The sequence below is a fragment of the Dactylosporangium sp. CA-152071 genome, from assembly GCF_050936335.1.
GTDB classification, from domain to species: Bacteria; Actinomycetota; Actinomycetes; order Mycobacteriales; family Micromonosporaceae; genus Dactylosporangium; species Dactylosporangium maewongense.
Genome location: NZ_JBNJMZ010000001.1, coordinates 1,497,945 through 1,515,591, shown reverse-complemented (window position 1 = coordinate 1,515,591; position 17,647 = coordinate 1,497,945). Strand labels below are relative to the sequence as shown.

Here is a 17,647-nt window from a genome sequence, read left to right as displayed (position 1 = left end):
CGGTCAACTCGCGTTCACCCTCGGCGGCATGTGCGGACGTCAAGATCCTATGGTTGACCGCTCACCGCGTTGGTGCATCGCGCACGGCATGATGATCGGATGCGCAGTGCGGAAGAGCTGATGGCGACGCCCGATCCGGCGTGGCCGACGCTGGAGGCGGAGCTACTGTCCAATCCGCAAGTCACCATTCTGTCGGTTCCTGCTGGGGCCGGCCGGGACTGCTTGTACCGGCTGCAGGTTTCTGCCCGGTCGCGGCTCGGCGCTTTGGCGTTGCACACAGGTGGGTTGCTCGTGGATGACGGCTGGCTGAGGGTGCTTGGCGGCGGCGATGAGGCTGGCCTGCCGTCATTGGCGCAAGCCAACGACTTGCCCGGCGATGGTCGGCCGCCCGCTTCGCTCGTGGTGGGTCATGACGTCCTCGGCGGGAGGTTCGAGGTCAACGGCGCCGATCCAGCGGCGCTCGGTCGTCCCGGAGACGCCGGCGAGGTGTGCTACTTCGGCCCTGACACGCTGACATGGGAGCCCCTCGGCGCAGGTCACGGCGCCTGGCTGTCATGGATCGCCGAGGGCGGCACAGCGCAGTTCTACGCGTCGTTGCGGTGGACGGACTGGCAGGCGGAAACCCGCGCGCTGCCGCTGTCGCACGGCCTCACGGTCTACCCATTCCTGTGGTCCCGCGAAGCGCACGAGAACCTCGCCGCAACCACCCGTGGTCCGGCCCCGATGGCCGAATTGTTCTCGCTGCAGGACGAGTTCGCCGCGCGATTTGCCGAGGAACCAGACGCCACGGCGTTGCACATCCGCGTCGACTGAGCAACCGGCCCCCGACGACCCGGCGTCAACCTGCGCGACAGGCGCTCACCACCAGGACGGCAAGCCTCAGCGTCACCGCTCCCGTCAGTGGTGGTGACCAGCACGGTTCTACCGACGCGCACCAGTCGCGGCATGTGCGGACGTCCTGCTCATCTCGTCGTAGGTGTCTCGGCCCGGCTGTGGTAGGAACGGCGCCATGCCGATCGAGTTCGTTGCGTCCGTGGCTGGCGTCGATGAGGAGGACTGCTTGGTTGCCGCCGTCGGGGAACGAGACGACGGCACCGGCCGCGCCCTGATCTTCCAAGCCGGCGATGAGCCTCCCGGTGCCCAGGACGTCCAGGTTGGGCATGGACACCTACTGTTTGAGCACCGAGTGCCAAGGAGCCGCATACGGGTGCATCCGCGAATTGAGCATCGACGGCGACCGAATGCGCGTCGTCGTCAGCGAAGACGCACTCGCCGACCTCGGCCTGGAAGACGCCGAGATCATCGTCAAACTGGCAGCAGATCCGCAGACGCTCGCGACTTTCCGCGAGTACCTGGCACGAATCTTCGAGTACCTGGCACGAATCTTGACGTACGGGCGACTCGACGCGCGACCGGCAGTACTGCGTCTGTAACCACTGCTGAGCGCAAGCCACATGACGGCCGCCCGCGCGGATCGGCGGCATGAGCGCGCGCACCAGATCTTGGTACGCCCCTGCCTCGCGGCCCGAAGACCGCTGTCATCGTGATGTACGGAGGTGGTCTGCCGAGGGCGGCCAGTCCCGAGCTGACTGTCTGGCCGACGGAGGCATTGGGTCCGGGGCCGTTGCCGTAGCGTGTCCGGACGTGGGTGCCAAGACAGCGCTGCTGCTGTACGCCGAAGGCGATGTGGGTCAGGCGCTGCACGATGCGGCCGAGCTGGATCGCGCGGCGGCCGAGGCGCTGGTGGCGCGGTTGTTTCCCGGGCGCGATGTGGTTGCGGTGGAGGACGGCAACCTGGGGCGGAACATCAACCCGACGGCCGGCCTGCTGTACGTCGGAGTGTTCCGGGGTCTCACCGTCATTTGCGCAGCCGACCTGGGCGAGATAAGGCCTGGCGATCTACGGCCGGGTTGGCTGGCCGAGGGGGCGGGTCGGCGCGTGATCCTGCATTCGATGCATAGCGTCTCGGATTTTCTCGGCTTCGCGGTTTGGGGCGCAGACGGAACGCTCGAACGAGCGGTGTGCTTGAGCCCTGATGACGGCATCGTCGAGGATCGCGGTGACCGACTGCCGTTCGAGCAGGCCTACTGGGCTGGGCGGCATCCGGTCGACGATGACGCCGATGACGCCGAGCCCTATCCGTTGCCGTTTCATCCTTTGGATCTCGGTGAGGACGCGCTGGCGGCCTTGTGCGGGTTCGTTATCGAGGGCATGCCGCTGGAGGAGATGCCCGATCTTTACCGGGTGCCGCTGGCCGGCTTCCGGTTGGGCGTACCGAGGCTGACGCTGGAGCGATCGCACGGCCGCCCGATCGCGCAACCGTCGGCCCTCGATGTCGAGTCGCAGGTCCGCCGGCTCGGTAGCGGGCTCGATTATCTGATCGTCGACATGGGCGGCGAGAACTACCTGCAGGCGGCAGTCGGGGGTCGATTTGAGATCCCGGCCGGAGTGTTCTGGGTCGAACGGCGCGAGGGCAGCCCGGATCTTCACTTCAGATGTGAAGTCGACACGCTTGGTGAAGTCGCCGAGATCTTCCGCGGTTACCTCGTGAACCAGGACGGTTGGGGCGACCGCCACTGGGAGCAGATCTGGCTGTAGCCAGCCGAGCCGACCGACTCCGGAGATGCCCGGCGAAACCGACTCAACCAAAGAACTGCCAGCTCGCACGCCTATCGGCCAGATCACGGTGCGATCCAATGCGGAATATTGGTCACCAGCTGTGACGAGCGGAGACCGGCTGGGCGCGCACGGTCAGCGGCATGTCCGGATGTTCGATGGCGGCCGGCCTCACAGGTCGAGGACGGCTCGGATCTTGGCAAGCTCCTGCTGGCTGTCCGTGGCCATGAAGGTGTACAGGGCGGTCTCGCCCCGGACCGCGATCATGATGCGGGCGGGGCCGGTGAACCGGTACACCGCGTCGCATGGTTGGTTGCCGGCCCAGGCGTATGTCGTGGGAAGTTCGAGGTAGCGCTGTCGCAGCGTATCGAGTGCCTGTCTTGGCAAGCGATCGTCGTCCGTGAAGAAGGAGTCCTTGCCGAACGCCTGGGCCGTCCAGACTGACGTCAGAACATAGTTGGAAAAGTGGTCGGCGTACAGCTTCTCGAACGGATCATGACGGTCGGGGTCGATGATCCAGACTGGTGGGTCTTCGTCGACGGTGATCGGCGGTGCTTCTGGTAGGTCAAAGAGCGGTTCGCCGTCGTACCGTGGCGGTCGGAGCCGCACCACCCAGCGCCAGCAGCACTGCGAGTCGGTCTCGGTGACGAGCCGGCCGCCGTCAAGGTAGTCGAGGCCGTCGATCGGGTCACCGAGTCTGGCGGCGCTGACCAGGATGTTGTCGCTGTGGCGCGCGAGCCATTCCACTGCTCCCTGTATCGAGTACCACTCCCGCACAGCGAGCGGCACATGAAGACCCCACTCGCGTTCCAGCGCGTCGATCCAGCCCGACACGACAGGGTCCACCGACGGCCTGAGACCGTTTGTCCGGTATGCGTCAGCATGCCACCACACGGGCGGAGACCTCCTCGAAACAGGTCGCCATGCTTTCACATCGAATGCGCGCACATCGGCACGAGCGTGCACGGGCCCGAGGGCACGCAGGCTCCAGCGGGAGGTACGGAGCGTCACGACTACTGATGAGCCGCAGCGCGCGATCGGCGGCATGTGCGGGCGCCTGACCAACCCGCACTCTCGCGTCGGCTCGTCGACGGCCGTGTAGGTAGTTTGCTCGTCACCAGGTGGCAGCTGTTGCGGCTGCCGTTGTCGCGGCGGTTGCGGCGTCCTCGACGGGTCCAGTCGGGCCGTCGTAGACGTGCACCCTGAAGGTGTCCTCGCCCGTCGGGTGGAACGCCAGGCCACGGCGTACACCATGAACGGAATCGGCTGCGTGCAGCAGATGCAGGGTGCCATGGCTGACCCACGGTCGCAGCGCTCGCAGTGTCCTATTCGCCGCGGCCGCCGTGACGATCGCGTGCAGGAATGGTTCACCGTTATCGGTCAGCACGCCCCACAATGTTTCGGTCGCGGCCTGAGCATCGCCGGCCTGGAGGTACCGCGCCACGTTGCTGCACAGATCCCGCAACGGCAGGTCGTCCTGCCAAGCCCGCAGCGAGTTGACGACGTCGTCCACACCGGGTGCGTGCCCCCAAGCCGCAAGCTCACCGCGGTGGTCCCAGATCGTCACCAGAGTTGTACCGCTGCTGCGCCGGCGGACGCTGATGAAGCCGCCTGCCGTGAACAGGATCGCGGCAACAGGCCCATAGCGGTCCCGACCATCGCCGAGCCCTGGCAGCGGCGCCCCAGACCGCTCGGCACGACGACGCAACTCCTCAACAAACGTCACATGCTTACGGTATCCACGCGCCAGCCCGCGGGGCCGGAACGAGACACGGGCGCCCGACCAGCGGCAGATCCGTGCAGTCGACCTTGATTGACCGGGGGCCGTGGACGTGCCAGTAGGGTCTGCCCCTTGCCGGACGACATCGATTCGGCGGCTTGCCGCGCAACCGTCGACGACCTGTGTGCCGTGCGCAGCGGGCCGTCAGGTCGCAGCGGGTCGCGGCACTCCCAGCACGCCGAGACCGCGGGCTGCTCCGGCGCGTACCTGCGGCGAGGTGTCGGCGAGCAACGACAGCAGGGCATCGGCCGCCACCGCCGAGCGATCAGTGCCGACAGCCAGGTTGCCGATCGTCTCGCCCAGTGCTGACCGGACACTCACGTCAGGATCCTGGATCAGCCGTGCCAGGTGCTCGACGGCAGCTGCGTCGGCGAACCAGCGCAGATGCAGGACCGCGGATTGCCGGGTCCAGGCGTCCGGGTCGTGCAGGGCGGACAGCACCAGCTCGTAGGCTCGTCGGTCACCTTTGAGGCTCGACAGGGCGCCAAGCGCATCTTGACGGATCCTTGCGTCGGGGTCGGCCAGCGCCTGCCGCAGCAGTTCCACGTCGCTGGGCTGGATGACATAGCCGAGGGCCCACAGCCCGGCACTGCGCAGGTCGCGATGGCCGGTAGCGATGAACGACATAATGGTGGGACGGCACGCCGCCGGGTCCGTCTCCATGATGTCGGCCAGCCATGCGCAGAAATTGTCGAGGTCGTTACCCCGCAAGGGACGGGCGAAGGCACGCAGCAGCAGCGGGAAGGCGGCAACCCCGCGAAGGCCGGCCAGGATGTAGACCATGAAGTCCCGGCCGTACCAGTCGTCCTCGTCGAGATACCGTTCCAGCGCGGCCTGAACGGGCGGGATCAGCGAGCGGTCTCCGCTCATGGCCAGCTCACGCACTGACGGCCACGGGTCACCGTCCAACGTCTCGACATGACGAAACACCTCAGCGAGCGTCATCTGCACCCCCTCCCGAATGCTCCGACGAAGGATCGTCGCCACATGTGAAGCGTTAACGCCGATCATGCCATCCGCACGATCGCACTCCGAGCCGGCGACGGCAGCGATCAGGGTCACCAGCAAGATCCCGCGCGCGCTCATCGGCCATGAGTGCGCGCTGGCCGCCTGGCCGGGCACCCTCTTCGCAACGTGTCCGTCACGGCCGGCCGCCATTCACCCGGTGACGGGTGGCATGTCGATGAGACGTACGTCAGGGTCAACGGGGTGTGGCGGTACGTGTACCGGGCGGTCGATCAGTACGGGCAGGTCATCGACGTGTTGGTGTCGGCGCGCCGCGATGCCGACGGGCCCGGCGGTTCTTCCGGCGGGTGCTGTCGACGTTGAAGGTCAAGCCCACCAAGGTGTCACTGACGTCGCCGCGGTCTACCCCGGCGTGCTGGGTTGAGCTGATTCCGCAGGCGTGGCACCACGTCGAACGGTATGCCAACAGTCCGATCGAGGCTGATCGCAGCCAGCTGAAACGCCGGTTGAGACCGATGCGCGGACTACGAACGGACAAGACGGCTCGCCCTGGCGATTTGACCTTGTGACCAGACGCGGGCGGGGGTTTTGAGCGCGTCCGTCGATCCCACAACGCAACGGCGCCCGAAATGGCTCCAGGCAAGGATCCGCAGCGCCTCGGACAGCTTGGCTGTCGGCAACGCGAAGTGCTCCGCCGGCCCGCCCGCGAACACACCGGCGCCGTAGGTGTCGTCATCTTCATGGGCGCAGCCGGCGGCCAGCGCCATGCCGGCGACTGCCGCGCCACCGACGAACTGGCGCCGACTCAGCCGCGCGGACAGCAGGTTGGATGAGATCACACCCTTCTGTTGCCACAGCGGCCGGATCGTTTACCGGCCGGAGCCGTCCAGCCGTCACCGGCCGTCGGTTCAGGGACGCACGCAAAAGGAAGGACTCTTTACAGTAAGCCAAGTTTGCGATATGAAAAAAGTCCGCCAATTCGATCCAGGTCCATGTCCCACCAGCACCCCTCAGGAGCAGCCTCATGGACAGACGACGATCTGGGTACCTACGCCGGGTTCTCGTCGCGGCCGCCACCGCCGTGCTCGGCACCGTCATCCTCGTCCCGGGCGCCGCATCCGCCGCGGGCACGGGTGCGATCACCGGCTACGGCGGCAAGTGTGTCGACGTCGCGTCGGCCAACAGCGCGAACGGCACCCAGGTACAGCTGTGGACGTGCAACGGCACCAACGCGCAGAGCTGGACCGTGGGCACCGACGGCACCATCCGGGCCCTCGGCAAGTGCCTGGACGTCTCTGGTGGCTCCACGGCCAACGGGGCCAAGGTCCAGCTCTGGGACTGCAACGGCACCGGCGCCCAGCAGTGGGTCGCCAACGCGGCCCGCGACATCGTCAACCCCCAGGCCAACAAGTGCCTCGACGCCACCGGCGTGAGCTCCGCCGACGGTACTCCGCTGCAGATCTGGGACTGCGGCGGTGGCGCCAACCAGAAGTGGAACGTCCCCGGCGGTGGTGGCGGCGGCGGTACGAGCGGGTTCGTGGTCAGCGAGGCCCAGTTCAGCCAGATGTTCCCGAGCCGGAACTCGTTCTACACGTACGCCGGGCTGACCGATGCCATGAAGAAGTACCCCGCGTTCGCCACCACCGGCAGCGACACGGTCCGCAAGCAGGAGGCCGCGGCCTTCCTGGCCAACGTCGGCCACGAGACCGGCGGGCTCGTCTACATCAACGAGATCAACACCGCCAACTGGCCGCACTACTGCGACTGGAGCCAGCCCTACGGCTGCCCGGCCGGGCAGTCGGCGTACCACGGCCGCGGCCCGATCCAGCTGAGCTGGAACTTCAACTACAAGGCGGCCGGCGACGCGCTCGGCGTCAACCTGCTCAACAACCCAGACCTGGTGGCCACGAACTCGTCGATCTCGTGGCAGACCGGCCTGTGGTACTGGATGACCGGCACCGGCGGCGCGGGCACCACGTCGCACAACGCGATGGTGAACGGGCAGGGCTTCGGCACCACCATCCGGGCCATCAACAGCATCGAGTGCAATGGCGGCAACCCGGCGCAGGTGCAGAGCCGGGTCAACCTCTACAACCAGTTCGTCGGCATCCTGGGCGTGCCCGCGGGCGGCAACCTCTACTGCTGACGGGGACGAGCACTGTCATCGGACGGACCGGTCACGCCCGCGGCGCGACCGGTCCGTCGCATCGGCGACGAAGCACGCGCCGGGCCGGCTCGACCCGGTGCAGGACGCGTGTGTTCCGGCGTCCGTTCGCCGAAGGCGCAGACGGCGGGGCATGGATCGCATCAACGATGCCGATGTCCTGTTCCGGAGCCAGGGTTGTCGCGACATGCACGATGACGTTCGGCTCATTCAAACGCCGGGCAGTTCGAGGTGACATACCTCCTCAAGGTCACGTGCCCGCCCATGGCAGGTCCCGCGCGGCTGCCGACATGGAGATTGTCATGCTTCGTGGCGGCGGTCCGGCGCGTCGAACCGCGGCCGCGCTGCTCGCACGTACCGATGAGCGGACGCTGTGTCGCTGAGGCCGATGCCCGTAATCGTCTAGATCGGACCGGGTCGAAGTCCGTCGCAGGCAATCTCGATCATGCGTTGTTGGGCGGTCGCATCGCCGGTGCGGGCGATGCAGCCGGCGATGAGGGCTTTGACGTCGGCGTTGTCGGCGTCGCCACGGACCGCTCCGGCCTGTTGAGCTCGGGTGAGGAGACCCGTCAGGGCCGCGTTGAAGTCGCGGATGGCCGTGGACGCTGCGGTCTCGAGGTCGACGCCGGCGCCGATGAGGGCATCACCGACGGCGTGATCGGCGGCGCTCTGGCGCACCAGGTGCGCGAAGAAGGAGAAGAACGCTGTTGTCGGGTGTTCCCGGGCGGCGATTTCTTCCGCGCTGTGGACGAGTTGCTTGATCCGGTGCAGTGCGACCGCCAGGAACAGCGCCTCCTTGGTGGGGTAGTGCCGGGTGACGGTGCCGGTGCTGACACCGGCCCGGCGGGCGATCTCGCGGATCGAGACCGAGACACCGTGCGCCGCGAAGGCGTCGAAGGCCACCTCCAGGACTCGTGCCTGATTGCGTCTGCCGTCGGCGCGCTGGGGCCTGGACGGCTCCGCGATCGCGTCGAGGTGGGTGGCATCCGGGTTGCGGTCCGATGGTGGCATCGCTGTGATCGTAGGCTGTGCCGCGCCGACATCCCGTCGCGCGTTCGGCGATGCCGGCACGGATTCAGGTTCGTTCAGCCGTGCAGTGGCCGGGACCCGCTGATTTCGTACCACACGACCTCCACGCTGCGCACGTCAGGCACCGCGGGCGCCGACTGTGCGATGCCGGCCAGGTGCGTGGTGAGGTGCGCCTCGGACTCCCACCGTTCGTAGATGTTGACCCGGTCCGGCTCGATCGGGTCGGCCGCGACCACGTAGTCGAGGCATCCCGGCGTGGTTCGGACGTGACGAAGGACCGGGGCGAGGCTTTCGAGGAGTACGCCTCGGCGTTCGGGATCGACGTAGCCGGTTCCGGCAACGATCAGCATGGCTGGCCTCCAGGGTTGACGTCTCGCTATCTCCGGGGCACTGTAGCAGTTAAACGGCACATGCGTGCCGGATAAGTTGATCTTCTGGTGATGGGAGCACCCATGCGATTGGCGGTCTTCGGCGCGACGGGCCGCGCCGGCCGGGTCGTCGTCGACCACGCGCTGCGAGGCGACCACGAGGTCTGCACACTCGCCCGCGACCCGGCCCGACTCCGTCCACGCGCCGGGCTTCGCGTCGTCGGCGGCGACGTACGCGATCCGGCGGCGGTGGCCGAAACGCTTGAGGGCGCCGACGCGGTCATCAGCACGTTGGGCAGGCGGCGGCAAGATGGCGACGTCTGCACCGACGGCATCCGCACGGTGCTCTCCGCCGTAGCCGGCAACATGCCCCGTCGCCTCATCGTCCTGAGCAACTACGGGGTTGCGGACAGCCGCCGCCGCACCGCGTACGTCGCCGTGTCGTGGCTGCTCGAACGGGCCGTTCTTCGCGACAAGGAACACATGGAGGCGCTGCTGCGGGACAGCAACGCCGACTGGACCATCGTGCGCGCACCGGTACTCACCAACGGACCCCGCACCGGCCGCTACCGCACCGGCGTCGACCTCCAACTTTCCTTTACCGCCAAGGTCTCCCGCGCCGACCTCGCGGAATTCATCCTCACCGAGCTACGCGACAACGCGCACATACGCCAATCCGTCACCATCACCTCGTAAGACGATGCCGACGCCCGCCTGGCCGCCAGGCCCGCACGCGCCACGGCGGGCCGATGCACTCATCTGTCATGCGACGCCCCGCCGCGACGACGAGTTCATCCGCCGCCGGCTGGGCCGACGCCTACGTCCGGCGGCCGTACGGTGATGTGGCAGCTCTTGCAGCGTTCACAGGGATCATCGCCGCGGAGACGGACACCCCGCCCAGTGAACCCGGGCGCTGACCGCGTCGTGCCGGACGCTCACGCGGGCCATGCCGCGTGAGCGGCTGCGCTCACCCGTGCGTGATGCGTTCCCACCAGCTCGGTGGTTCGAGCGCGTCGGTGGCGTGCACGGCCGTGGTCGCGGCAGTGGCCAAGGCGGTGAACTTGAGCGTGCCGGCACCGGTGCCCGCCGCGATGCGGCCCGGCAAGGCGCCCACCGTGTCGATCCGGTACGTCAGGCCGGGCCAGCCGACCACGTCCACGTCGCCGGTCGCGGCGAGGGGGGTGCTCCTGCCCGTCGGTCCCCGGAGGGTCGCCACGACCTCGCCGGCGTGCACGGCCTTGTACTTGTGCAGCAGGCCGCTGCTGGCCTGAATCAGGCGACGGCTGGCCTCGAAGGCGTCGGCCGGGCTCGGGCCGGGAGCGAGCACGGCACCGATGACCCTGAACCGTTGCCCCTCCGCGGAGAACTCGGCCGCGAAGAGCAGGCAGCCGCCGGCCTCGTCGGTGAAGCCTGTCTTGATGCCCACGAGCCCGTCCTTGCCGAGCTGGGTGTTGACGTTCTCGACCTGCCCGACCACGGGCAGCGTGGCCTTCGGCATCGCCACGATCTGCGCCAGCGCCGGCACCTGCATCGCCACCCGGGCCAGGGTGACCTGGTCGGCGGCGGTGCTGACGGTGGTCGGATCGAGCCCGGACGGGTCGGTGTACTTCGTATCGGCCATCCCGAGCTGGGCCGCGGCCTGGTTCATCTTCGTGACGAACGCGTCGCTGCTGCCGGCGTCCCACCGGGCGAGGATGTGGGCGACGTTGTTGGCCGAGGGCAGCAGCAGGGCCTCGAGGGCCTGCCGTTCGGTGAGCACCTCACCGGCGACCACCCGGACCACCGACTGGCCGGAGGCGAGCTGGGCCGGGTATGCGGCGGCCTCCTCCGGCGAGACGATCAGCGTGGGGCCGTTCTCGTCGAGGCGCAGGGGATGATCCCGCAGGATCACGTACGCGGTCATCACCTTGGTGACGCTGGCGATCGGCACGGGCCGCGACGCACCGGAGCCGCCCACCCGGCCGAGTCCGTCGATCTCGACCGTCGCCTGACCGGCCTGCGGCCACGGCAACACCGGCGCAGCGCCCGGGATCGTGTACGTCTGCGGCAAGGTCTGCTTGATCTGCGGCGCCGGCACGGTACGGGTGAGCCTGAAGGTGACGAACCCGCCGACGGCGAGCGCGACGACCGCCGCGGCCACGGTCAGCCACAGCCGCAGCCCCTGACGACGAACCGGCGACGGCGCAACCACCGGCTCAACACTGATCTTGGTCAACCGAACCCCCACGGCGGATCGCTCGAAGGTCAAGCCGTGGCACGAACACGGCAAGCCGCCGCTACCCAGTGCGACCGCCGGCTAACGTCCGAATTGCTCGATCGACTCCAGGCGGCCGGAAAGCTGGCAGCGACCCTCCGGCCACCAGCTACCGCCCGCCGTCCTGTACATCAGGCCGGCTGGAGCGGCGTACCGAGCGCAACGTTCACGGGTACAGTCGGGCCATCGCGTGGATCGTGTCGGTCATGTGGGCGATGAGTTCCGCAGGGGCGAGGACCTGAGCGTTCGCGCCGAGCTGGAGCAGACCGGCGGCGGCATGGCCCACGCTCTCCAATGGGATGGTGACGCGCTGCCAGCCGTCCGGGTCGGCGGGCGTGAGCGTTCGCAGCGCCAGCCGGCTTGCCTTCGGGCCGAGGACATCGGGCAGGGCAGCAAGCCCGGCGGGCGACAGCCGCACGACGGCGACGTCCGCGATTTCGGCCCGCTCGTACCGTTCGACGTTTGCCCGCCAGAACTCGGCCAGATCGAAGCCATCCGGCCGGGCGAACGTCTCCGGTAGCGGCCGCAGATCCACGATGGACGCGACCCGGTAGGTGCGCGGTTCGCCAGTCCCGTCGGCGATCAGGTACCAGACCCCGGCCTTGAGGACCAGGCCCAACGGGTGCAGCCGCCGGGTGACCTCGCCGGGTTCGGGTGCCCACCGCCGGTACCGGATCTCGACTGCCTGGTCCTGCCAGAGCGCCTCGGCGGCGGCGGTCAGGTGCGGCACGACGTCCGGATCCCGGTACCACCCCGGTGCGTCGAGGTGGAATCGCTGCCGGATCCGCATCGACGCTTCCCGGTACGGGGTCGGCAACGCCGCCATCAGCTTGAGCTCGGCGGCGGCCAACTGGGCACCGAAACCCAGCTCCGCGGCCGGCTGCGGCATGCCGGTCAAGGACAGCGACTCGGCCTCGCCGGCGGTCAGCCCGGTAAGCCGGGTGCGGTACCCCTCCATCAGCTGGTAGCCGCCGGTGGGGCCGGGCTCGGCATAGATCGGCACGCCCGCCGCGGCGAGCGCCTCGACGTCGCGGTACACGGTCCGCGGGGTGACTCCGAGCTCCGCAGCGAGTCGTGCCGCGCTCATCCGGCCGCGGTTCTGCAGCAGTAGGAGCAGGGACAACAGTCGACTGGCACGCACCTGGGACAGTCTGCCAGGCCACTGACAGAAGATGTCAGGGGTACTCCGACACGATCGTCTCCATGAACGACTTCGACTTCCTCATCGGTTCGTGGAACGTGGTCAACCGGCGCCTCACCGCCCTCTTCACCGGCAGCGACGATTGGGAGGACTTCCCGGGTACCTCGACCTGCCAGCACATCTTCGGAGGCAGCGGCAACACTGAAGAGATCATCTTCCCGACGCTGGGCAGCCGCGGCTTCACGTTGCGCCTGTTCGACGTCGAGCGCGAAGAGTGGTCGATCTACTGGGCCAGCAGCCGAACCGGACTGCTCTACCCGCCGGTGGTGGGCACGTTCAGCGATGGTCGCGGCGACTTCTACGGCGACGACACGCACGACGGCAAGCCGATCAAGGCTCACTTCATCTGGTCGGACATCACTTCCACCTCGGCACGGTGGGAGCAGGAGTTCTCCGCCGACGGCGGACAGACGTGGGAATCCAACTGGACCATGGAGCTCACCCGCGCATGACCTACGGCCCGGCGACCACCATCCGGCGACTACCTGCATAAAAACAGATGCGGGCGCCTCGGCTTGTCCGGTCAGGACGCCGGCAACGCGGGAAACGTTGGATTGCGCTTGCTCTTTCCATCCTTGGCGGTGCGACCGTCTCGTTCACCGTGGCCGCCTTCAGCATGGCGTCCTATGCACCGTGGCGGTTCGTCGCGTTTTCTCCCGCTCGAAAAGCCATCGCGGGTTACGTTCCCGACGCCACAGCCCGCTGCGGCAGATGTGCGCACGCGGGTCGATGCTCGGCGCGCTGGCTGTCTGCAGGGCGGAGTTAGGGTTCGCACGTGGATCTTGCGGAGTTCGACATGCTGGCCGAGCCGTTGCGGCAGAGGTCGGCCCGGGAGCAGGCCCGGCATGGTTTTGCGCTGGTCGATGGGCTCGTCTCCACGCCTGAGGTGATCGCGCTCGTTGAGGGCCGGATGGGCATCGTCCTTCCGGACAAATACAAGGTGTTCATGACGCGATACGGCGGTGGCCGGTTCGGTTTCGTCGAGTTGTTCCCGCTCGTTGAGCCGGGCAAGCCGGCCAGGTACGGCGATGTCTGGTCGGAGTACGAGGAATGGCTCCCCGAGGGTGACTTCGTCGCCGTGGCGGCGGTGGGCACCGGCGACTACTGGGGGTTCCCGGTCACCGAAGGGCGCTGTCACGACCAGGTCTGGTTCCATTTTCCACGACCAGGACGATCATGAGCCGGTGGCCGCGGACTTCCTGGAGTTCATCGCCGAACAAGGGTTGAAGAGTCCGGCCGATCGCGTCATGGAACGCCGCGCTCTCGACGATCGCCGTTCTTGATGATCAGGCGCGCAACGTTCGGCACGACCGGAGGCCCGGGCGCGGTCGTGCCAATTGCCGTTTGTTTGTCGTCGGCGGCTTTGACGAGTTTGGCGGCCATGACGTAGCGGACCCGGTAGCCGGCCATCGCGGCGGCGCCGAGGCCGATGAGCAGGTGGCTTTTGCCGGTGCCGGAGTCGCCGATGAGGCAACGGGGTTCGCCGTTGCGGACCCAGGCGCAGGTGGACAGGGTGTGGATCATTGCGGGGTTGACGGTGGGGTTGGCGTCGAAGTCGAAGTCGAAGTCCTGCAGTTCTACGCCAACACCGGCCGAGCACCGAACACCATCATCGCATACGGGCGTGCGGCCAGATGATCATCTGCTCTTTCTGACCGAGTCCGACACCGACCCGGGCCCTCCGTGACGGGAGCGCTGCCCACAGAATCTCGGACGCCCCGTGCGGCCGACCTGCACAGGGCGCCATTGTTGCCCTTCAATCAGCTCCCCAGCGGGGACACGCGCGCTCTGCTGAAACCAACCGCCACTGGTCGAAGCGATTCACCGGACTCGTTGGGCGATCCTCAGCTCAGTCAGGTAGCGCTTGACAATTTGACCCCCGTAGTCCACGTCGATCAGCCGCGCGATGGAGTTCAGCAGTGCGTTCCGCTGCACGTCCGGCAAGGCACGGTGTCCGGAGTGGGTCAACAGCAGATCCAGGTAGTCAGCTGTCGAGTACGGCAGCTCCCACTCGTATCGGTAGAACTTCGCAGGCCCGAATCGCCCCGACGAGGTGAGCTCCCGATCGTCTTCGACGATGTCACGAGCAGTCTCAAGACGCAGGCCCGGTGGGGTCGACGGATCGAAGCGCTCGTAGCACTTCTGGATCTCAACGAAGAATGCCTCGGTCCAGGTGCCGCCAGCGATGTGGTGGGTTCCCACGGTGGCCAGCAGGCCACCGAGACGCAAAGCGTCAGCAGACTTCGACACCCGCACCGCGGGGTCGATCCAGTGAAACGCGGTAGCGGAGAACACCACGTCGAACGGTTCACCGGGCAAGGGCCACTCCTCGAACGCCGCCGTGACGACCTCCACCGCGTCGAACGCGGCAAGATTTCGCCGAGCCACAGCCGCCATGTCGGTGCCCAACTCGACAGCCACGATGCGGTAGCCCCGCTCGGCCAACGGCACGGTCGCCTGCCCAGTGCCACAGCCGATCTCCAGCACTCTTGCCCCAGGCGCTACCCCGGCCGCAGCGAGATCATCAAACATCTGCACTGGGTATCGGGGGCGGGCACGGTCATACCGTGCAGCGTCCTCGTTGAAGGTCTCTCGCAACCTCACGTAGTCATTGCTATCGCTCACCAACAGAGAGTACGGGCGCAGCTCCTACGGCAGGCACCCAATTCTCGATGCCAGGCACGGCAGGGTCCAGCCGCTCGCCCGCCTGCCGATCGTTACCGGTGATCAAACGTTCGGCTCTTCGAGCGCCGCGAGACAGCTTCTGGCACTGTGTCGAGCACGGCGAACGGCAGATCGTCTGTGGCCAGGACGCCGGTGTTTCGACGCTGCCGCTTCGTTGTGGTTACGGCTGCGGGTACGTCTTCAGCAGCCGGGCCGCCTCGGCGCGCAGCTCCGCTCGGGTGAGACCGCCGCCGAACATCGAGTCGGCGACCCGGTCCAGGAACCGGATGAACTCGTCGGCGCCCGCCGGTGGCCGGCCGGGCAACGGCCGGAGGCGGCCGCGCTTGCGGGCGTTCCACTCCTGGATCACCCGCACGCTGGCGTCGTCGGCGCGCTGCCAGCACTCCCACCAGTCGAGGTCGTCGAGTTCGACGGCCGGGTACACCGTGTCCACCGGCACGAGTCCGAGCGCCCGCACCAGCCCGTCCAAGGCCGTCTCGTTGGTACGGGTGCCGATCGCCTCGGCGATCCGTGGCGCGGTGGTGTCGAGGCCGGCGTCGGCGGCCCAGCCGGCCAGGTGGTCCGCCAGGCCGGGCAGGTCGTTCGCCGGCACGTCGTCGCCGGCGGGCAGCGGCACCGTGGAGTCGTCGTGGTGATCGAAGATGCAGCCCTTGTCGTTGTCCGCGGCGCGGGCGAAGTGCGCCAGCCACAGCCGGCCGTCGGGGGTCGCGCCGCCGTACTGCAGGCAGTAGCTCTCCTTGATCTCCACCGCCAGCACCGGCGCACCGGTGGCGATCGCCAGCGGCACGGGCCCGCCGTGGATGGCGGGCCACTCGTGATGCATCGGCGTCATGAGGCCGGCAAGCTGCCACCCCTCCTGGTGCCGGGTGATGAGCATGCACCGGCTGCCGAACGCCGACCGCATGCCGGGCACGTGCGGCAGCGGCGTCGCCGACCGGGCCAGTACATAGGTGCCGTAGAAGGCCATTCAGCGCCCCGGTGCCTGGTCGAAGTGGGTCGTGAAGAATCCGATCGGGTCGCGGTGCAGGTCGTCGGCGATGGCCTGGACGGTGGCACGCGCCACTGCCGGCTTCGCGTCGACAAGCTCCACCCCGACCGGCTCGGCTTCAACCCGCCGTGGGACGGCACCCACAGCACCTGACCAGCGCGGCCCACCACCAAACCGGCTCCGGCATCCGCTCGCCGGCGCGGACTGGCATCGCACTGATCAACGACCAACTACCCGCGCGGCACGTGCTGCATGATCAGGTGAGTGAACGCGGTGAGTCGTGCCCGCACGTCGTCGGAACTCCATGCCCGCTTGGACGTAGCGTGCAAGCGCAGCTCGATGTACAGGTTTCGGGTCAAGCAGGCCAGCTTCGCATCGACCTGGCCGCCGCCGTCGAGGAGCCGCCGGGTGAAGAACGCCGCGTCGCCGAGGTCGGCAATGACGTCGCCGACGAAGCCGTCCCGGTTGCCGAAGTCCGCGCCTTCCTCGTTGAATCGGTTCACTGCGTCGTTGACGGTGACGTACACGCGCAGTTCGTTCGTGCCGGTCTCACCCGCGAGCGTGAACAGGCAGCCGTTGTCCAGCTGCTTCCAGTCGCTGACGGGACCGGCCTGCTCGCCCATGTTGCCGTTGATCAGGACACAGACATCGTCCGGTCGACGGTAGTCGCCCTGGCCGGAATCGCCCTGGCCGACACGCGCGGTCAGGCGGTCACGGAACACGTAGCCGGCGGCGACAGCACCACTACAGCAAAGCACCGCGACCAGGCCGATGATGCCGAGGGTGAGCCCAGCACGAGGGCCTCGCCGCTGCGGCACAGGGAAGGGAGCGGTCATGATCACGGAGTATCGCGGCCGGCCTCGCGGAAGGCAACATCGTGCCGTTGCGCACGGCCGGTGGCGTGACCGGATGGCTGATCCCCTGCGTCAATCGCGGCTTGGCGCCTCGATCGGATCACGGCCAGCCGTTCGAACGGGCGGGCATTGCGGCTCGCAGTGCCTTCACACAGTCAGACGCCGGCGCCAGACCGATGCAGGCGCTGTCCTAACGTAGCGGCCAGCGCCGTGCTGAGGACCTGATACGCGGGGTCGCGGGTGAGCCACAGCAGCTTGTGCCGCCGTCCGTCAACCATCCGCAGTCGTAGACCATGCGCGGTAACACCTCGAACCAGACGCGCGTGCGCGACGTCGGAGAAGGCGATGACCTTGTTGGTCGGGTGTTCGGCCAGCAGTCGATCCAGATCGAACGCGGCAATGTCAGCACGTTCCAGTGGCTCGGCCACCGTCGGCCCCAATCCGTGAGCCCGCGTCGCCTCGAGGCTGAGCCGACGCCGCATCAGCCCGGTCGACGTGAGCCACAGCTCCCCATGGAACCAGTCCAGCCACCCGGTCGTGCAACTGCGGGTCACACACTCAGCCACGTTCATGATCCGTCAGCGTACGAGGTCCCGCGCGATCGCAACGTCCCTCCGAGATGATTTCTGCTCGCTCGGCAACACCGGACACCGGCCATCGACCACGCCTGTCTCGACGGCATGTCACTGAGCGCGCTCGATCAGCGGCCATGAGCGGATGCTGAGCTTCCACGCCCCATGCG

The 17,647-nt window shown here is 67.8% G+C and carries 21 protein-coding genes and 1 pseudogene; 8 read left to right on the top strand and 14 right to left on the bottom strand.

All coding sequences use genetic code 11. The features are described 5' to 3' along the window. The first annotated feature begins 99 nt into the window (after positions 1–99). From ACQEVZ_RS06380 to ACQEVZ_RS06370, 3 genes are all read left to right on the top strand, one after another. Entirely contained in the window at positions 100–813 is a 714-nt protein-coding gene (locus ACQEVZ_RS06380; protein WP_433362558.1) for a DUF2625 family protein, read from the top strand. A 407-nt stretch (positions 814–1,220) separates the two neighbouring features. Continuing rightward, entirely contained in the window at positions 1,221–1,433 is a 213-nt protein-coding gene (locus tag ACQEVZ_RS06375; RefSeq protein WP_433362555.1) for a hypothetical protein, read from the top strand. A 211-nt stretch (positions 1,434–1,644) separates the two neighbouring features. Next, complete coding sequence (locus ACQEVZ_RS06370) at positions 1,645–2,598, top strand: DUF6928 family protein (RefSeq protein WP_433362552.1); 954 nt, start codon at positions 1,645–1,647, stop codon at positions 2,596–2,598. Positions 2,599–2,787: 189 nt separating this feature from the next. Here the strand turns inward: ACQEVZ_RS06370 and ACQEVZ_RS06365 are convergent, their stop codons facing one another. The 3 genes from ACQEVZ_RS06365 to ACQEVZ_RS06355 form a co-directional block, all read right to left on the bottom strand. Then, positions 2,788–3,450 (bottom strand): hypothetical protein, encoded by a 663-nt coding sequence (locus ACQEVZ_RS06365; protein ID WP_433362549.1) that lies wholly within the window; start codon positions 3,448–3,450, stop codon positions 2,788–2,790. A 280-nt stretch (positions 3,451–3,730) separates the two neighbouring features. Then, positions 3,731–4,342, bottom strand: a complete 612-nt coding sequence (locus ACQEVZ_RS06360; protein ID WP_433362546.1) for a DUF6193 family natural product biosynthesis protein — start codon at positions 4,340–4,342, stop codon at positions 3,731–3,733. A 198-nt stretch (positions 4,343–4,540) separates the two neighbouring features. After that, the gene (locus ACQEVZ_RS06355; protein ID WP_433362543.1) at positions 4,541–5,458 is read right to left on the bottom strand and encodes a HEAT repeat domain-containing protein; all 918 of its coding nucleotides are present in this window, start codon (positions 5,456–5,458) and stop codon (positions 4,541–4,543) included. A gap of 33 nt (positions 5,459–5,491) precedes the next feature. On the opposite strand from ACQEVZ_RS06355, the pseudogene ACQEVZ_RS06350 reads away from it, so the two are divergent. Continuing rightward, positions 5,492–5,931 (top strand): annotated as a pseudogene (locus ACQEVZ_RS06350) (DDE-type integrase/transposase/recombinase). Here ACQEVZ_RS06350 and ACQEVZ_RS06345 read toward each other — a convergent pair. Next, positions 5,887–6,201 (bottom strand): twin-arginine translocation signal domain-containing protein, encoded by a 315-nt coding sequence (locus ACQEVZ_RS06345; RefSeq protein WP_433362540.1) that lies wholly within the window; start codon positions 6,199–6,201, stop codon positions 5,887–5,889. The pseudogene ACQEVZ_RS06350 and the gene ACQEVZ_RS06345 sit on opposite strands and share 45 nt — an antisense overlap. Positions 6,202–6,386: 185 nt before the next feature. Between ACQEVZ_RS06345 and ACQEVZ_RS06340 the strand changes: the two genes are divergently transcribed. After that, on the top strand, positions 6,387–7,508 hold the full coding sequence (locus tag ACQEVZ_RS06340) for a glycoside hydrolase family 19 protein (protein WP_433362537.1): 1,122 nt from the start codon (positions 6,387–6,389) through the stop codon (positions 7,506–7,508). Between the two features lie 420 nt (positions 7,509–7,928). On the opposite strand, the gene ACQEVZ_RS06335 is transcribed toward ACQEVZ_RS06340, so the two are convergent. Further along, positions 7,929–8,537 (bottom strand): TetR/AcrR family transcriptional regulator, encoded by a 609-nt coding sequence (locus ACQEVZ_RS06335; protein ID WP_433362534.1) that lies wholly within the window; start codon positions 8,535–8,537, stop codon positions 7,929–7,931. Between the two features lie 74 nt (positions 8,538–8,611). Beyond that, positions 8,612–8,905, bottom strand: coding sequence for a putative quinol monooxygenase (locus ACQEVZ_RS06330; RefSeq protein WP_433362531.1), 294 nt, complete (start codon positions 8,903–8,905; stop codon positions 8,612–8,614). A 102-nt stretch (positions 8,906–9,007) separates the two neighbouring features. Between ACQEVZ_RS06330 and ACQEVZ_RS06325 the strand changes: the two genes are divergently transcribed. Next, positions 9,008–9,619, top strand: coding sequence for an NAD(P)-dependent oxidoreductase (locus ACQEVZ_RS06325; protein ID WP_433362528.1), 612 nt, complete (start codon positions 9,008–9,010; stop codon positions 9,617–9,619). A gap of 271 nt (positions 9,620–9,890) precedes the next feature. On the opposite strand, the gene ACQEVZ_RS06320 is transcribed toward ACQEVZ_RS06325, so the two are convergent. Together ACQEVZ_RS06320 and ACQEVZ_RS06315 are read right to left on the bottom strand one after the other, a co-directional pair. Then, a complete protein-coding gene (locus ACQEVZ_RS06320; protein WP_344506021.1) occupies positions 9,891–11,114 on the bottom strand; it encodes a D-alanyl-D-alanine carboxypeptidase family protein in 1,224 nt (407 codons plus the stop codon). A gap of 229 nt (positions 11,115–11,343) precedes the next feature. Further along, the gene (locus ACQEVZ_RS06315) at positions 11,344–12,318 is read right to left on the bottom strand and encodes a helix-turn-helix transcriptional regulator (RefSeq protein WP_433362524.1); all 975 of its coding nucleotides are present in this window, start codon (positions 12,316–12,318) and stop codon (positions 11,344–11,346) included. A gap of 62 nt (positions 12,319–12,380) precedes the next feature. On the opposite strand from ACQEVZ_RS06315, the gene ACQEVZ_RS06310 reads away from it, so the two are divergent. Further along, positions 12,381–12,830 carry a hypothetical protein gene (locus ACQEVZ_RS06310; RefSeq protein ID WP_433362521.1) on the top strand — a complete coding sequence of 150 codons (450 nt, stop codon included), beginning with the start codon at positions 12,381–12,383 and terminating at the stop codon, positions 12,828–12,830. 323 nt (positions 12,831–13,153) lie between these two features. After that, complete coding sequence (locus tag ACQEVZ_RS06305; protein ID WP_433362518.1) at positions 13,154–13,558, top strand: SMI1/KNR4 family protein; 405 nt, start codon at positions 13,154–13,156, stop codon at positions 13,556–13,558. Between the two features lie 65 nt (positions 13,559–13,623). Here ACQEVZ_RS06305 and ACQEVZ_RS06300 read toward each other — a convergent pair whose 3' ends face one another. From ACQEVZ_RS06300 to ACQEVZ_RS06275, 6 genes are all read right to left on the bottom strand, one after another. Continuing rightward, a complete protein-coding gene (locus tag ACQEVZ_RS06300; protein WP_433376643.1) occupies positions 13,624–13,953 on the bottom strand; it encodes an ATP-binding protein in 330 nt (109 codons plus the stop codon). A gap of 246 nt (positions 13,954–14,199) precedes the next feature. Beyond that, a complete protein-coding gene (locus ACQEVZ_RS06295) occupies positions 14,200–14,982 on the bottom strand; it encodes a class I SAM-dependent methyltransferase (RefSeq protein ID WP_433376640.1) in 783 nt (260 codons plus the stop codon). 241 nt (positions 14,983–15,223) lie between these two features. Next, positions 15,224–16,030: a hypothetical protein gene (locus ACQEVZ_RS06290; RefSeq protein ID WP_433362515.1), complete on the bottom strand. Its 807-nt coding sequence runs from the start codon at positions 16,028–16,030 to the stop codon at positions 15,224–15,226. After that, a complete protein-coding gene (locus ACQEVZ_RS06285) occupies positions 16,031–16,153 on the bottom strand; it encodes a hypothetical protein (protein WP_433362512.1) in 123 nt (40 codons plus the stop codon). A gap of 128 nt (positions 16,154–16,281) precedes the next feature. Further along, the gene (locus ACQEVZ_RS06280; RefSeq protein ID WP_433362509.1) at positions 16,282–16,887 is read right to left on the bottom strand and encodes a hypothetical protein; all 606 of its coding nucleotides are present in this window, start codon (positions 16,885–16,887) and stop codon (positions 16,282–16,284) included. Positions 16,888–17,060: 173 nt separating this feature from the next. Next, a complete protein-coding gene (locus ACQEVZ_RS06275) occupies positions 17,061–17,477 on the bottom strand; it encodes a hypothetical protein (RefSeq protein ID WP_433362506.1) in 417 nt (138 codons plus the stop codon). Between the last annotated feature and the right edge of the window lie 170 nt (positions 17,478–17,647).

Excerpts from the sequence above, each read along its gene's own strand:
- ACQEVZ_RS06380 (WP_433362558.1), top strand. The coding sequence starts at position 100 with ATGCGCAGTGCGGAAGAGCTGATGGCGACGCCCGATCCGGCGTGGCCG.
- ACQEVZ_RS06340 (WP_433362537.1), top strand. The coding sequence starts at position 6,387 with ATGGACAGACGACGATCTGGGTACCTACGCCGGGTTCTCGTCGCGGCC.
- ACQEVZ_RS06335 (WP_433362534.1), bottom strand. The coding sequence starts at position 8,537 with ATGCCACCATCGGACCGCAACCCGGATGCCACCCACCTCGACGCGATC.
- ACQEVZ_RS06330 (WP_433362531.1), bottom strand. The coding sequence starts at position 8,905 with ATGCTGATCGTTGCCGGAACCGGCTACGTCGATCCCGAACGCCGAGGC.
- ACQEVZ_RS06325 (WP_433362528.1), top strand. The coding sequence starts at position 9,008 with ATGCGATTGGCGGTCTTCGGCGCGACGGGCCGCGCCGGCCGGGTCGTC.
- ACQEVZ_RS06310 (WP_433362521.1), top strand. The coding sequence starts at position 12,381 with ATGAACGACTTCGACTTCCTCATCGGTTCGTGGAACGTGGTCAACCGG.
- ACQEVZ_RS06290 (WP_433362515.1), bottom strand. The coding sequence starts at position 16,030 with ATGGCCTTCTACGGCACCTATGTACTGGCCCGGTCGGCGACGCCGCTG.
- ACQEVZ_RS06280 (WP_433362509.1), bottom strand. The coding sequence starts at position 16,887 with ATGACCGCTCCCTTCCCTGTGCCGCAGCGGCGAGGCCCTCGTGCTGGG.
- ACQEVZ_RS06275 (WP_433362506.1), bottom strand. The coding sequence starts at position 17,477 with ATGAACGTGGCTGAGTGTGTGACCCGCAGTTGCACGACCGGGTGGCTG.